At 61.1% G+C, this 15,396-nt stretch carries 12 protein-coding genes; 6 read left to right on the top strand and 6 right to left on the bottom strand.

The genetic code is table 11. From position 1 onward, the window contains the following. Positions 1–14: 14 nt before the first annotated feature. Positions 15–1,640 (bottom strand): ABC transporter substrate-binding protein, encoded by a 1,626-nt coding sequence (locus V7116_RS01460; protein ID WP_324389665.1) that lies wholly within the window; start codon positions 1,638–1,640, stop codon positions 15–17. Between the two features lie 291 nt (positions 1,641–1,931). Between V7116_RS01460 and V7116_RS01455 the strand changes: the two genes are divergently transcribed. The 4 genes from V7116_RS01455 (at position 1,932) to V7116_RS01440 (ending at position 6,047) form a co-directional block, all read left to right on the top strand. Then, positions 1,932–2,630, top strand: a complete 699-nt coding sequence (locus tag V7116_RS01455; RefSeq protein ID WP_324389663.1) for a FadR/GntR family transcriptional regulator — start codon at positions 1,932–1,934, stop codon at positions 2,628–2,630. A 38-nt stretch (positions 2,631–2,668) separates the two neighbouring features. Then, entirely contained in the window at positions 2,669–3,676 is a 1,008-nt protein-coding gene (locus V7116_RS01450) for an ABC transporter ATP-binding protein (protein ID WP_324389661.1), read from the top strand. Continuing rightward, positions 3,663–4,688: an ABC transporter ATP-binding protein gene (locus V7116_RS01445; protein ID WP_324389659.1), complete on the top strand. Its 1,026-nt coding sequence runs from the start codon at positions 3,663–3,665 to the stop codon at positions 4,686–4,688. Before V7116_RS01450 ends, V7116_RS01445 begins: the two co-directional genes overlap by 14 nt. Before the next feature lie 102 nt (positions 4,689–4,790). Beyond that, the gene (locus V7116_RS01440) at positions 4,791–6,047 is read left to right on the top strand and encodes an anaerobic sulfatase maturase (protein ID WP_349258387.1); all 1,257 of its coding nucleotides are present in this window, start codon (positions 4,791–4,793) and stop codon (positions 6,045–6,047) included. Positions 6,048–6,166: 119 nt separating this feature from the next. Here the strand turns inward: V7116_RS01440 and V7116_RS01435 are convergent, their stop codons facing one another. The 5 genes from V7116_RS01435 to V7116_RS01415 form a co-directional block, all read right to left on the bottom strand. Beyond that, entirely contained in the window at positions 6,167–7,798 is a 1,632-nt protein-coding gene (locus V7116_RS01435; protein WP_324389655.1) for an alpha-amylase family glycosyl hydrolase, read from the bottom strand. Between the two features lie 56 nt (positions 7,799–7,854). Further along, entirely contained in the window at positions 7,855–8,778 is a 924-nt protein-coding gene (locus V7116_RS01430; protein ID WP_324389653.1) for a sugar ABC transporter permease, read from the bottom strand. Then, on the bottom strand, positions 8,771–10,369 hold the full coding sequence (malF, locus tag V7116_RS01425) for a maltose ABC transporter permease MalF (RefSeq protein ID WP_324389651.1): 1,599 nt from the start codon (positions 10,367–10,369) through the stop codon (positions 8,771–8,773). Before malF ends, V7116_RS01430 begins: the two co-directional genes overlap by 8 nt. Before the next feature lie 28 nt (positions 10,370–10,397). Beyond that, entirely contained in the window at positions 10,398–11,603 is a 1,206-nt protein-coding gene (locus V7116_RS01420) for a sugar ABC transporter substrate-binding protein (RefSeq protein ID WP_324389649.1), read from the bottom strand. A gap of 108 nt (positions 11,604–11,711) precedes the next feature. Next, the gene (locus tag V7116_RS01415; RefSeq protein WP_324389647.1) at positions 11,712–12,107 is read right to left on the bottom strand and encodes a MarR family winged helix-turn-helix transcriptional regulator; all 396 of its coding nucleotides are present in this window, start codon (positions 12,105–12,107) and stop codon (positions 11,712–11,714) included. 364 nt (positions 12,108–12,471) lie between these two features. Here V7116_RS01415 and V7116_RS01410 point away from each other — a divergent pair, with 364 nt between their 5' ends. Continuing rightward, positions 12,472–14,973 carry a U32 family peptidase gene (locus V7116_RS01410; protein ID WP_324389645.1) on the top strand — a complete coding sequence of 834 codons (2,502 nt, stop codon included), beginning with the start codon at positions 12,472–12,474 and terminating at the stop codon, positions 14,971–14,973. A 177-nt stretch (positions 14,974–15,150) separates the two neighbouring features. Further along, the coding region (locus tag V7116_RS01405) for a lipoate--protein ligase family protein (RefSeq protein WP_442891726.1) at positions 15,151–15,396 on the top strand (246 nt) is incomplete at its 3' end.

Here is a 15,396-nt window from a genome sequence, read left to right as displayed (position 1 = left end):
TGATGCGGTGAGGCTCAGTCCTCGATGTACCACAGTTCGGAGTGGTCGTCGTAAGGGCCACCACCACCGGCGGGATACCAGTAGAAGTCTTTGACGCGCTGGTTCAGCGCACCGTAGCGCTCGCCGACCCACATGGGCAGCCAGGGCAGTTGGTCGTTTTCCATCTGGCACAGCTCGCCCAGCTTGGCGGTGTATTCTTCAAACGTCGGTGCGGTCAGGGCCTGATTCACCACGTCCTCGAATCCGGTCGCGGCATAGTCCCATCCGTTGATGTCGCCACCCTGCGCGCCTGCGTTGGTGTAGAGTGCGGCCAGCGGCGGGCTGAAGATGGCATACGCCTGACCACGGAAGCCCATCTGGTACCCTTCGGCCAGATAGGTGGTACGCCATGTCGGCAGGTCGAGGTAGCGCATTTCGGCCTGGATGCCGATGTCGGCCAGATACGCCTGGGACGCCTGAACTGCATCCTTCATCAGCGGGTTGGCGTAACCGGGGTGCGTGACCCAGTCGATCGTGCCCAGGTCGGCGGGATCGACACCGGCTTCGGCCAGCAGCGCCTTCGCCTTGTCGGGATCATAGGCATAGTCGTTCAGGTTGTCGGTGTAAACGCTTTCGATCGGGACGAGGCACGGCAGCACCATGTGGGTACCTTCGAGCACGACGTCCGCGATGGCCTGACGGTCGATGGCGTACATGAACGCCTGACGCACGCGCAGATCCTGCCATTCTTCCGGCGAGTTGTTGTAGTTGATGTGGAAGAAGATCGACACATACGAATTGCCGCCGTAGATCTCGAACGTATCGGGATCGAGCGTGGGAAGCACGTCCGGGCTGACGTACGAGAAGTCGATTTCACCCGCGGCCAGCGCCAGGACGGCAGCCGTTTCATCCGGGAAGTAGCGGTTTACCAGACGGTCGAGCTTCGGCTTGCCCTGGAAGTAGTACTCGTTGGGCGCAAGCTCGATATATTCATCACGCTTGTAGTCGGCCACGACCCACGGACCGGAGCCAACCTGCTTGTCGGCATTATACCACCAGTCGGTCGTCTGGTAGTCCGCCGGGGCGAAGTCGATCGCGTGCTGCGGGAAGATGTACGTGCCGTACATGCGCCCATAGATGCGCGGGTTGGACGAGCTGAGCGTGTACTGGAAGGTGAAGTCATCGACGACCTGAACGCCGGAAAGTTCTTCCGCTTCGCCGTTGCGATGGGCCTCGAAGCCCTCGATCTGCCCGAACGCTTCGTTGATGTGATTGAAGTTTTCGAGGTTGATGTCGGACGAGGTCATGAAGTCGGCGGTGAACTTCACGTCGCTGGCCGTAAGCTGCTCGCCGTCCGAGAAGTAGACGTCTTCGCGCAGTTTGAACGTCCAGACGGTGAAGTCGTCGTTGGACTCGTAGCTTTCCACGATGAACGGTACGATGTCAGTTGAATCGGCGTTCCAGATGAACAGCGGCGTGTACATCTTGCTGTGCATGGTGTGCCCCGCGCCATAATTGTAGGGCATGCTGTTGTTGTAACCGCCGGGGCCAACGTCCAGACCGATGTACAGCACCTGTTCGTCACCCTGCGCCGAGGTGACGGAGAATGTGGGGATTGCGACGGCGAGGACGAGGAAAATCGCAATGAGTCTCTTCATCATAATGAGGTTTTCTCCAGATTAATCGTGCCATGGAACTAGTTAATTAAGGTGAAGAATGAGCTGGGGGAAAGGTCAGATAAGCGCCTCCTTAAAACTTTGATTTGTTAAACTAGTTGCTCAGCGAATGCTGAAATGCGCTGGTGTTGACATTCAAATTTAGCTAATGTTATACTTAGTTCAGATATCAGACATCTGAATTATAGTATAAGAATATCGGGCTTGTCAACAACGCTCCGTCCCGCAGTTTGAGAACTATTTGCGCCGTCACTGGCTTTTTTCAGGCTTAAAAATATGGACGCTAATCTTCGTCGCCCCGTTCTCAGCGAGGCGGTCCGCAAGCACATTCAGCGTTATATCCTCGAAAAGAAGCTCAAACCCGGTGATTCGCTGCCGCCGGAAGCACAGCTTGCCGCCGATCTTGGCGTGGGCCGCAGCTCGATCCGCGAGGCGATGAAGTCGCTGCAATCGCTGGGGATCGTGCGCGTGCAGCGCGGCGAAGGGTTTTTCGTACGCAAGTGGAACCTGGACCCCGTGCTGGAGACGTTGAGCTACGGGATCTGCTTCAATCCGGCGGCCTTCCGCGAACTACTGCAAATCCGCATCTGGCTCGAATCGGCCACCATTGGTGAGGTCGTCGAGCGCATCACGCCCGACGATATCGCGCAGTTGGATGCCATCATGCAGGCGTGGAAAGCGCGCGCCAACAGCAATGCCGGTTTTGCCGATCTGGACGAACAGTTTCACAATGTGCTCTACCAGTCGCTCGAAAATGATACATTCGTTAGCCTGCTGCGCGTGTTCTGGCGCGCGTTCGAGACGGTCAACGACGATTTGGGCGGCGATGTCAGCCTTGGCATAGAGTACGAAGCACACTACGCGATTTTTGAGGCAATCAAACGCCGCGATCCGGTCCTGGCGCGGGAGAAATTGTTAGCGAGCTTCATGAATCTCACGGACCGGCTGCACGGCGCACCCGGCGAGCCGGAATAGAGACGCCCTATTATCTATAGAGTGAGGAGTCAAGAGACTTGTTGCTAGAAGTTGAAAACCTCGTAACGCGCTTTTATACCAGTGAAGGCGTCGTCAGCGCTGTCAACGGCATCTCCTACACGGTCAATCAGGATGAGATCGTGGCCATCGTCGGTGAAAGCGGCTGCGGCAAAAGTGTCGGCGTCCGGTCGGTGATGCGCCTTATTCCCCAACCGCCCGGCAAGATCGAATCGGGCCGGGTGATGTTCAAGGGGCGCGATCTGCTCAAGCTCAACGACGAAGCGATGCGCAAGATCCGGGGCAACGAGATCGCCATGATCTTTCAGGACCCCATGACGTCGCTCAATCCGGTGCTGACCATCGAGCGTCAGATCACCGAAGCGCTCGAACAGCACGGCAAGGCACATGGAATCGCCGCGAGACTGCGCGCCACCGAACTGCTGGAAATGGTGAGCATTCCCAACCCCAAAGCGCGCCTGAAGGATTATCCGTACCAGTTTTCGGGCGGGATGCGCCAGCGCGCGATGATCGCGATGGCGCTGGCCTGCGAGCCGGATCTGCTCATCGCCGACGAGCCGACGACCGCCCTGGACGTGACCATCCAGTCGCAGATCGTGAATCTCGTGCGGCGCTTGCAGCAGCGGACCCATATGGCCGTGATCTGGATCACGCACGACCTGGGCGTGGTGGCGCGGCTGGCGCAGCGCGTGATGGTCATGTATGCCGGATACATCATCGAGGCCGCGCCGGTCAAGGATCTCTACGCCGATCCACGCCATCCGTATACGCTGGGCCTGCTCGGATCGCTGCCCCGGTTGGACGCGCCGCCCAACACCAAGCTCGCGTCGATCCCCGGCCACCCGCCGGATCAGGTTGCGCTGCCCGCAGGCTGTCCGTTTGCGCCGCGCTGCAGCATGGTCATCGAGCGCTGTCTGACCGAGATGCCGCCGGAGGAATTCGTGAGTGACCAGCACCGCGTGGCCTGCTGGCGCAAAGATGAGACGCAGCGCGCGCACGTAAACGGAGGTCAGCGTGTCGAAGCCTAATCAAAATATCCTGGTGCGGGTGGAGGGCCTGAAGAAGTATTTCCCGATCCGCCAGGGCGCGGTCATCCGTAAGCACGTCGGTGACGTGAAGGCGGTCGATGACGTCAGCTTCGAGATCTACGAGGGCGAGACGCTGGGGCTGGTAGGGGAGAGCGGCTGCGGTAAAACGACCGTGGGTCGAACGCTGCTCCAGATCTACAGGCCGACCGCCGGGAAAGTCTTCTTCGAGGATCAGGACATCACGCAGCTTAAACCGGCGGAAATGCGCGCGATGCGCCGTAACATCCAGATGATCTTTCAGGATCCGTACGCCTCGCTCAACCCGCGCATGACGGTGGGCAACATCATCAGCGAGCCGATGATGTACCACCGCGTTATCCCGCGCGAACGACGCGACGAGCGCGTGCGCGAGCTGCTGGAAATGGTCGGGCTGCGGCCCTATTTCGCCAAGCGTTACCCGCACGAGTTTTCCGGCGGGCAGCGCCAGCGCATCGGCATCGCGCGATCGCTGGGGTTGGAGCCGCGCTTCATCGTCTGCGACGAGCCGGTCTCCGCGCTGGACGTCTCGATCCAGGCGCAGATCGTGAATCTGCTCGAGGAACTTCAGGATTCGCTGGGGCTGACGTACCTGTTCATCGCGCACGACCTGAGTATGGTGCGCCACATCAGCGATCGCATTGCGGTGATGTACCTGGGTAAAATCGTGGAGCTGACCGACCGCAACGAGCTGTACAAAAACCCGCTGCATCCCTATACGCGGGCGCTGCTGTCGGCTGTGCCGATCCCCGACCCGGTGATCGAGGAGCAGCGCGAGATCATCGAGCTGGAAGGCGACGTGCCCAGCCCTGCGAATCCGCCGAAGGGCTGCAACTTCAATACGCGCTGCCCGCTGGCCCAACCGCAGTGTTTCGAGACGGAGCCGCCGCTGGTCGAGGTCAGTCCCGGCCACCGCGCCGCGTGCCATCTGGTACACGCGCTCGTCGCGGCGCAGGAGATGCCCGCTACCGTATAAGTATGGACGCAGCCGGACCGGTCGAACAGGCGGATCCGGCTGTGGGAGGCCGTTGGCTTGAAAGCAAAATCGCCCCCTTCGATCCGCCCGGCATTCCACGTCATGTTGAAGCCGCGCGGCGCGATATGCAACCTCGACTGCGAATACTGCTACTTTCTCTCGAAGGAAAAACTCTATCCGGGCAGCGATTTTCGTATGCCCGAAAACCTGCTCGAAGACTACACGCGCCAATATATCGAGGCGCAGCAGGTCCCCGAAGTGACGTTCGCGTGGCAGGGCGGTGAGCCAACGCTGATGGGGCTGGATTCTTTCCGCGCCGCTGTCAGCTATCAAGAGAAATATCGCAAGCCGGGTATGCGGATTCACAACACGCTTCAGACGAACGGGACCACTCTCACTGACGACTGGGCGCAGTTTTTCCACGAGCACGACTTTTTGATCGGCGTCAGCATCGACGGGCCGGGCGACCTGCACGACGGTTACCGCGTCGATAAGGGGGGACGTCCGACGCTGGCGCATGTGCTGCGCGGGGTGACTCTGCTCAAGGAGTACGGCGTCGATTTCAACGTGCTGGCGTGCGTCCACGCACGGAACGCGCGGCATCCGCTGGAAGTTTACCGTTTCCTGCGCGACGAGGTGGAGGCGCAGTTCATCCAGTTCATCCCCATCGTGGAGCGCGATAACGTCACCGGCTTTCAGGAAGGCACGGCGGTCACGGCGCGCTCGGTGACCGGCAAGCAGTACGGGCAGTTCTTGAGCAGTGTCTTCGATGAATGGGTGCGCCGCGACGTCGGGCGGGTCTTCGTGCAGATCTTCGATGTGGCGCTGGCGGCGTGGTTGGGACAGTCGCCGGGGCTGTGCATCTTCGAGGAGACGTGCGGCGGTGCGCTGGCGATGGAGCACAACAGCGACGTGTACTCGTGCGATCACTTTGTCGAACCTGCGCACAAGCTGGGCAACATGGCGGTCGTGCCGCTGGCCGAGCTTGCCAACAGCCCGCAGCAGTGGCGCTTTGGGCAGGCCAAGCGCGATACGCTGCCGCAGTACTGCCGCGACTGCGAGGTGCGGTTCATCTGCAACGGCGGCTGCCCGAAAAATCGGATTCTCACGACGCCGGACGGTGAGCCGGGGCTGAACTACCTTTGCGACGGGTACAAGGCGTTCTTCACGCACATCGACCAGCCGATGCGCTTCATGGCGAGCGAACTCGCGCAGGGACGGCCCCCGGCCAACATCATGCTGCACCTGGCCCGCGAAGAGATGGAGCGGCAGCGCCGGTTTGCAGGCGTGGGGCGCAACGATCCGTGCCCGTGCGGGAGCGGTAGAAAGTTCAAGCACTGCTGCGGTGGGGTTTCGTGATGTAGAAGGTGTTGTTCGAGGGAAAAAACAAACCGCGCCCTGGGCCACGGTTGATGTTTAGCAACCGGGCCTACTTGCCATCTAGCAGCAAGTAGGCCCGGTTTGTTGTTTCTGGCCTGCTATGCGGAGATGCCGCGATTTTCCCGCCGCTGCTGGATCTGTTCCTTGTAGTAGTGCAGCAGGTCTCGATCCTGTCTTGCGTCCCAGACCATCGGCGCGCGGCTGACTTCCAGCATCGAGCCGTCATTTTTGCCGGTGGTTTGAGACATGCCCACTTCCGTCCCGTAGTAAACGATCGGCGGACCGGGCAGGCGCATTTGGATGGCCAGCGCCTTGCGTAGCGCCTCGATATCGTCCTGGGCGATGAACAGGAAACGATCCATGTCGTGACTGTCGAGGAAGGTCGGCATCACGAAGTCGGACGGGAAGTAGGACAGGTGGCGCTCCAAGAAGCGATCCAGGTCGCTTTCCGTCCACTGTTTCCAGCCGTACGTTTTGCGCAGCGCATCGCTCAGGTGGAAGTCCAGGCCGCCATCCAACCGGCCCACGTATGGGCGCAGCAGGCTCGGCGCGTCGATGACTTCGCCAAAGCTGAAAGAGTCCGGTTTGATGGCTTTGCATGCGGCCCAGAAATCCGGCCAGAAGTCCGGGCTGGGGCCGTTCGCATAGTCCAACCGGTAGCCATCCACGTCGTAGTCGCGCAGCCAGTACCGCGCCGCATCGATCATCCACTCTTTTGCGCCCGGATGCGCCAGATTGACCTGCGGCATGGACGGCACTTCGAAGAAGGTGCGGTAGCCGATGGGCGAGTCGTCGAACGTGAACCACTCGCTGTATGGGCTGGAGGGCGAACTCAGCGCGTCCTGGAAGAACGGATGCTGCGCCGAGATGTGGTTGCATACGAAGTCGAGCAGAACGCGAATGCCCCGCGCGTGGGCCGCGTCGACCAGCGCGTGCAGCGACTCGTCGCCGCCCAGGTGCGGCTCGATGTGGTACAGATCTGTCGCGTCGTAGCCGTGGTGCGACGGGCTGTTGAAGATCGGGCTGAGCCAGATGCAGGTCGCGCCCAGATCCGCGATGTAGTCGAGCTTGTCGCGCACGCCCCACAGCGTCCCGCCGCAGATGCCGCTCATGTCGCCGGTTTGCAGCCAGTCTTTACCGTCGCCGGGATAAAACCGGTCGACGAAGATCTGGTAGATGATCGCGTCCCTGGCCCACTGCGGTGCGGTGTGCTCGTCTACGTGGTAAGTGAAGATATGCCCGCACGCGGGATCGCCCAGCGTCAGGTTTGGCAGCGCCTCGTGGCGGAAGAAGGCCGACGCCGCCGTTTCCGCCGTAAGCTGGATATCGGGCCAATCCGCGAACGTTTCCGGGTTGTCGCCGTCCCACGCGCCGATCCGGTAGCGGACGATCGTGCCGTTCGCCTGCGCGGGAAGGGTTCCCTGCCAGATGCTTGAGTATCCCCACAGCAGTGTGTCCCACACGACTTCGACACGTTCCAGATCGAGCGTCAGGCCGTTGTGAGCCTGTCCCCGGCTGCCTTCCGGCGTGCTGCCATCCAACGTGTAATAACAGACGACGCGCGACGCGGACAGGTCGGGTCCGATGCGCGTTGTGATCGTGACCGGTTCGCCTGGCTTGGGATCGAATGGCGCGAGCGAGTGGGCGTGATGGATGCCCTGCCGCGCGGTGCGATGGTGGACAAGCTTTAGCTCGTCAGTTGCCAGGGTCCCAAAGATGAAATCTTCCATGTGATTCGGCCTTTGCGGTACGTAGATAGATGGTGCGGCTTACAGCGAGCGCGGCGTTAGCCTTTGACTGCGCCCTGGGTGAGCCCGCTGACGATAAAATCTTGCAAGAGCAAGTAAATGATCACGATTGGAATCGCTCCGAGCAGCGCCCCGGCGGCGAACACGCCCCATTTTTGGCTGAACTGGTCGCCGATGAAGATGCTCATGCCGACCGCCAGCGTATAGAGGTCCTTGTCTTTGACCAGCAGCAGGGCGAACAGATAGTCGCCATACGTGCCGACGAACGACAGCACGCCGACGACGGCCAGCACCGGGCGCACAAGCGGCATGATGATACGCCAGAACGTATACCAGTGCGACGCGCCGTCGATCATGGCCGATTCGTCCAGCTCGCGCGGGATCGAGTCGAAGTAGCCTTTCATCAGCCACGTGTTGATCCCCATCGCGCCGCCCAGATAGACCAGGATCAGCCCGCCGTGCGAGTTCAGCCCCAGCGAGGGGATGTACTCTCCGATCTGCTGGATCAGCAGGAAGGTCGCCACCATCGAGAGCGAGTTCGGGAAGATCTGGACCAGGAATACCGTCAGCAGCATGCTGCGGCGGCCCCGGAACCGGAAGCGCGAGAACGCGTAGGCGCTGAGCGCGCTGACCAGCACTGACAGGACCGAGGAAATGCTCGCCAGCTTGAACGAGTTCCACATCCACCGCAAAAAAGGATGAACGTCGCTGTGGAGCAGCTCGTTATAGTTCGCCAGTGACGCGTGCTCGGGGACCAAACGCTGGCCGACCAGCGAGTTGTTGGGGTTCACCGACGCCGACGCGATCCAGATCACCGGGAACAGCGCGAAGATCATCGCTATGCCGATCACGATCAGGCGCAGTGTCAGATCCAGGGCGTGACGGCGCTTCCTGGCAGCGGTGTATTTGCGCGACGCCTCGACGTCCGGCGAAGAGGTGGTGGACACATGGACGCTAGACACTTTCGGACACCTCCTCCCATCCCCCGGTAAAACGGAAATTGAAGAGCGTGATGGCGGCGACGAGCACGAAGATCACCAGCGTGATAGCCGTCGCAAAGCTGTAATCCGCCCCGCGCTGACCGGCGAACGCCAACCGGTAAGTATACGTGAGCAGAATATCGGTGTGCCCCGCCGGGGTCGTTGTGCCCGGGATTGGCGGGCCGCCCTGGTTATAGAGGCGGATTACCGTGAAGTTGTTGAAGTTATAGGCAAACGCGGCGATCAGCAGCGGCCCGACCGTGACCAGAAGCAGCGGCAGGGTGATGTTGCGGAAGCGCTGCCACGTGTTTGCGCCATCCACTTTGGCCGCTTCGTGCAGTTCCGGCGGGATCGTCTGGAGCGCGCCCATACAGATCAGCATCATGTACGGGAAGCCCAGCCACAGTTGGACCAGCAAAATGCCGAGCTTGGCCCATACCGGATCGGCAAACCACGATGGGGCCCAGCCGAACACGTCTTCGAGCATCCGGTTGACGACGCCGAACTCCGGGCGAAGCAACCCTCGCCACACCAGCACGCTGATGAAGCCCGGAATGGCATAGGGGATCAGGAGCATCGACCGGAGCACTCGCCGCGCCGGGACGATCGGATCGTTGAGCACCAGCGCCAGCCCCAGCCCGAACAGGAACGTGATCAGCACCGTCAGGATGGCGTGCGCAAAGGTCCACATGAACACGCGCAGGAACGGCCCGCGTATGGCGTCGCTGGTGACCAGCCGCTTGAAGTTGTCCAGGCCGATCGGGACGTAGTAGCCGGGCGAGAGCGTGCTGCCATCCGGCGCGGTGAACGTGCCGCGCTTCGCCGTATACACCACGCCGGTCGCCTGATCGATCATGGCTTCCTGGGCGGCATCGTACACGTACTGCTGGCGGTACTGGCCTGCTTTGTACTGCGTCTCGATTTTGATGGTTTCCGGCGGCTTGCCGAACGTGCGCGTTTCAAAGCCGGAGGGAACCGTGAACACCGACAGCCGCTCGTAGTCTCCGAAGCGCTCCGGTATGTTGTCTTCGTCCAGCTCGGCGATTTGCGGATCGTCCGCTGTGACAACGCGCGCGGCGTCATCTTCCGGCGCGAACACCATGCTGCCGTCGTCCGCGACCAGCCACAGCGCATAGTGCCCATCTTCCGTGCCGAACGCGGTCCACCCGTACAGCGGCGCGTCGGACGGTAGATACTGCCGGTTTTCGATCTGCGCGATGGCTTGATTCTGGCGCAGCAGATTGCCGTCGCGGTAGTTGGTGAACGAGATGTAAAGGGTGTAAACGATGGGGTAGGCGACCATCAAAATGATGAGCGCCAGCCCTGGCGAGAACCAGCGGAACGGATAAAACCTGTCCGATAGGAAGAATACGTTGAGTCCGAGCGTGATGACGCTGACCGATACCGCCAGAAACCAGACCTCATCGGCCCAAAGCCGGGTGAGGAACATCAGGGCAAAGGCATCGAGGATCGCCAGCGCGACCAACCGCAGCGCGATTTTACTGACCCGGCCCGAAAAGGGAGCCAGGGGCTTTACTCCACCCCTGGCCGAACCCTGTGGTGCTAGCTTCATGGGTGATCTCCCCGCGAGCCGTGAAGATTTATTCTTCACCGGCAATCGCGGTGCGGATCTGCTCGGCAGCCGTGGTGAACGCATCTGCCGGATCGCTCTGCTGCTGGAAGGTCAGTGTGATCGCGTCGTTGACGGCGGTCCACACGGCGGACATTTCGGGGATGGCGGGCATCGGCTGGCCGACTGCGCCGGCTTCAGCGAAGGCCGCATAGTCGGGATCTTCGATCGCGTCGGCTACAGTGATGAACGCCGAGGGACGGTCGCCCGCTTCGAACAACTGCTGCATGACGTCTTCCGTGGCGAGGTATTCGGTCAGGAACGCCTGGGCCAGGAGCGGCTCGCTGCTGAAGGCGCTGATCATGAAGCCCTGCACGCCCAGGAACGGCTTGCCACCATCGGGGATGGGGCTGATCGCGTACGGGACGCCCGATGCCTGGATGCGCTCCAGCGCCCACGGGCCGGTGATGATCATGGCCGCGTCGCCGCTTTCGAACAGCGCGTGAATGGTGTCCCAGTCCGCTTCGCCGGGGGTCAGGCCCGCTTCGATCTGGCCGTCGATCCAGGTGGCCGCCGCGATGGAACCTTCGCTGTCAACGCCGACGTCGGTCGGATCGTATTCGTTGTTCTCGTCCAGCCCGAAGATGTAGCCGCCGAACGAGGTCATCAGCGGATTATAGTGGTAGGTGTCCGCGATCTGGATCACGTACCCGTATTCGGCTTTGCCCTCTTCCTTCAACTGCGCGGCGATTTCACCGACTTCTTCCCACGTCTCAGGCGCGTCGGGCACGAGATCGGTGTTGCGGAAGAATGCGACGTTTTCGATGCCGTAGGGCATGCCGTACAGCTCGCCATCGTAGGTGAACGCTTGCAGTGCAGTGGGAGCGAATTCTTCGGCCTTGTCGCCGAGGTCGATCGGGGCCAGCAGGCCGTTGATCACCAGTTCGCCGAGCCAGTCATGCGCGCCGATCAGGATGTCGGGGCCTTCGCCTGCGGGGCCAGCGGTCTTGAGCTGGTCGCGAATGTCGCCAAAGGCCATCTGCTGGACGACGATTTTGATGCCATATTCTTCTTCGAACGCCGCGCCAACACCTTCGACGATTGACGCGCGGTTTTCATCGGTCCATACCACGAGTTGCTTGGCGTCGTCCTGAGCCTGAGTCGATGCGGCGCCTGCCAGCGACAGCACGATGGTCGCAACCAGGACGAGCGATAACCATGCGGAACGCGTTTTCATTTTGAACTTTCCTCCAAAGTAAGAGTTGCCAAAACTAACTTGCATCATCTGACCGGCGCACAAATAAATCGATAGCGGTTGCCTCCCTGTGCTGCATGTCTTCCAGGCTTAAATGTCCTGTTGTTCCAAATCGTCGAGCAGGCCCGTACGCAGCTTGCGCAGAAGCTCGTAGAGCTGGTGCTGTTCGTCCTGGCTCAGACTGCTCATCCGCTGTTCGAGCGACGTGTTATGAGCGATTTGGGCCTGATCGCGCCGCTCGACGCCGAGCGGCGTCAGGATGACGCGCTGCGCGCGCCGGTCATCGGGATCGGTGACTCGCTGCGCCAGACCTGCTTGTTCGAGTTGGTCGATGAGGCGGGTGATTGTGCTTTTGTCCAGCAGCAGGCGTTCGCTCAGCTGTACCAGCCGCTGGCCGTTGGTGTCGTCGAGCAAGAGGAGCGCGTTGTACTGCGACGTTGTGAGGTTGAAGGGGAGGAGTGCGCGTCGATCGCCGTTGTCTAACATCACGTAAATGTCGTTGATTAAGCGATAGTGCTGCGAGCTTGAACCCGCTTCGGATGGGGTCTTTGAGTTGGACATAGGTCAATTTAGTTGTGTATGCAATAGTTGTTTATGCAACTATTCTACATCTACTTTTTTCGCGCCGTCAAGCAGGAATGTGCCCGATCTTTTGATCTGATCTGGCCGTCGAATAAAAAGCCGACTTTGCCTATGTTTTTATAGTCAAAAATGAGGGAAAATCAGGTGCAGATCACGCGCGCCGTTTTTGGCGCGTTTTGCGCGTGATGAATCCGCTGGTGAACGAACGAAGCGGCGTGCTGGGAGTTCCCGCATCCTTGACGCACCGGCAGTCGTAGGGTGATGAGCGATGAACGAAAAGCCCGAAGTGATGAGTCCCGCAGGCTATTGGCCGCAGCTTCATGCCGCCATCGAGGCCGGGGCCGATGCCGTTTACTTTGGCCTCGACCATTTTTCCGCACGCGCAAAAGTGGGCTTCACGCCGGCAGAGCTGCCGGACGTGATGCGCACGCTGCATACGCGCGGGGTGAAGGGCTATGTGACCTTCAACACGCTGGTGTTTGACCACGAGCTGCGCGACGCGGTAAAAACGCTTGAGCTGATCGCGTTGGCGGGAGCCGATTCGGTCATCGTGCAAGATGTGGGCATGGCGCAGTTGGCGCGCCGCATCGCGCCCGATCTGCCGGTGTTCGGCAGCACGCAGATGAGCATCACCAGCGCCGAAGGTGTCGCGCTGGCGCAGCGGTTTGGGGTCAGCCGGGTGCTGCTGGCGCGGGAGCTGTCGCTCAAAGATATCCGCGCCATTCGCGCCCAGACTAAATGCGAACTTGAAATATTTGTCCACGGGGCGCTGTGCGTGTCGTACTCCGGCCAGTGTTTTTCGTCGGAGGCCTGGGGCGGGCGCAGCGCCAACCGGGGGCAGTGCGCGCAGGCATGCCGCCTGCCGTACGAGCTTCTGGTGGATGATGTGCTTACGCCGCTGGGGGATGCGCGGTATTTGCTCTCGCCCGGCGATTTGAATGCTCTGGCTCTGATCCCGGAAATTGTCGAGATCGGGATCGCGTCGCTCAAGATCGAGGGGCGCTACAAAGACGAAGCCTATGTCGCTCTGACCACACGCGCCTACCGTCAGGCGGTCGATGCGGCCTGGGAACAACGCCCGTACGCGCCGTCCCGCCAGGACGAAATCGAGCTTGAGCAGGTCTATTCACGGGGGATGGGCCCGTTTTTCCTGTCGGGCACGAACCATCAGGCGGTGGTGTCAGGGCGGTCGCCGCGCCATCGGGGTGTAATGTGCGGCACCGTGACGCGCGTTTACAGTGATCGCGTGCTGATTGCTCCGACCGGTGTCGAGGACGTGGCACCGCTCAAGGCGGGCGATGGTCTTGTGTTCGACGCGGCGGATTGGCGCAGCCCGGAACTCAAGGAGGAGGGCGGACGCCTCTATGCCGTCGAGCGCGCTGGCGATCAGCTTGAGCTGCGTTTTGGTAACCGCACAATTGACTTCAGCCGCATTCGCTCCGGCGATCGCGTCTGGCGTACGCATGACGTAAACACCGATCGCGCCGCCAAACCGTTCATCCAGGCCAACTCGCCGCTTGCCCGGCAGCCGCTTGAGCTGCGGGTATCCGCAAAAGTAGGGGAGCCGCTCGAGATCGCCTGGTGGCTGGTCGATCAGCCCGGTGTGCAGGTGACGGTTCGTTCGGATGAGGCGTTATCACCCGCAACCAATCGCGGGGTGACGGTCGAGTTTTTACAGGAGCAGCTTAGGCGGTTAGGGAACACCGCTTACCGGCTCGACGCGCTGCAAGCGGACCTTGTGGGCGACCCCTTTGTGCCCAGTTCGCTGTTGAACCGGCTGCGGCAGGCGGCGGTCCAGCAGCTTGCCGACCAGCAGGCGGCGCGTCCCGCTCCCGTGCTCCACGATCTGGTGCGGGTGCTGGAAAGCGCCCTGCCTGCGGCACGCCCTGCGACTGCGCCCGATACTGTGCATCTGCACCTGCTGGTCCGCACGCCGTCCCAGTTGGATGCCGCGCTGGATCTGAACCCGGCCAGCATCACGCTCGATTATCTCGATCTGTACGGGCTGCGTCCGGCGGTGGAGCAGATCAAGGCCGCCGGGATTACGCCGCGTGTTGCCAGTCCGCGCGTGCTCAAGCCACAGGAAGGCTCGCTCGTGAACTTCTTGCTGCGCCTGGACTGCCAGATCGTGGTCCGGTCGGGTGGATTGTTGGAGCTGCTGCAAAGCCGTCACCAGCACGCGCTGATCGGTGATTTCAGCCTGAACGCAGCCAACCAGATCACGGCGGAGACCTACTTTACGCTGGGTATCGACCGCCTCGCGCCTACGCATGACTTGAACGCGGATCAGATTTGCAGGCTGGCGCAGGCGGTTGGCGGCGAGCGGCTTGAAGCGATCGCGTTCCACCACCTGCCCGTATTCCACACGGAGCACTGCGTGTTTTGCCGCTTCTTGTCCCAGGGCACGAGTAAGCTCGACTGCGGCCAGCCGTGCAAAGAGCATCGCGTCGCGCTGCGCGATACGCAGGGCCGCGTGCACCCGGTGATGGCGGATGTCGGCTGCCGCAATACGGTTTTTGGCGCGCAGGCGCAGGTCGCCAGCCGCTATCTCGACCAACTGCGCGACAGCGGGATCGCGCATTACCGGCTGGAGTTCGTGCACGAAACGCCTAAGGCCCTGCGCGACGTCGTAACGGCGTTCCGGGACTACTTCGCGGACCGGACCAGCGCCGCCCAACTGGAGCAGACGCTGCAAAAGACGGTGTCACAGGGCACGACCGAAGGATCGTTTTTTGTCCCTGCGGATTACCTGAAACTGACCGTCCGGTAAGTGCGGCTCAAGCATGGACTGATCCCCGGTAGGTCCGTTGCAGCGCCGGAAACGTGAACGATCGGGGGATTCTGCGCTATTATAGCCGGGCTCGATTGCCTGCCGGATGTGTTCTGTGGGGTGATCGATCAGCATTGAATGTGTACCTGAGCAAACTAATCTAGAGAGACCAGCCTGATGATCTACATGGAAACCGGTTCGCTAGATCCGACGTGGAATCTGGCCTTCGAAGAATACTGCCTCACCGAGCTGACCCAATTCCCAGAAATCATGCTGCTGTGGCAGAACGACAACGCCATCATTGTGGGCCGTTACCAGAACGCCGAGAAGGAAGTCAATGTTGAGGCGGCGAAAGCGTTGGGCGTCAAGGTCGTGCGGCGCAGCACCGGCGGCGGCACGGTGTATCACGACATGGGCAACCTC

The organism is Aggregatilinea sp., from assembly GCF_036822615.1.
Taxonomy (GTDB): domain Bacteria; phylum Chloroflexota; class Anaerolineae; order Aggregatilineales; family Aggregatilineaceae; genus Aggregatilinea.
This window is presented reverse-complemented; position numbering and strand designations above follow the sequence as displayed.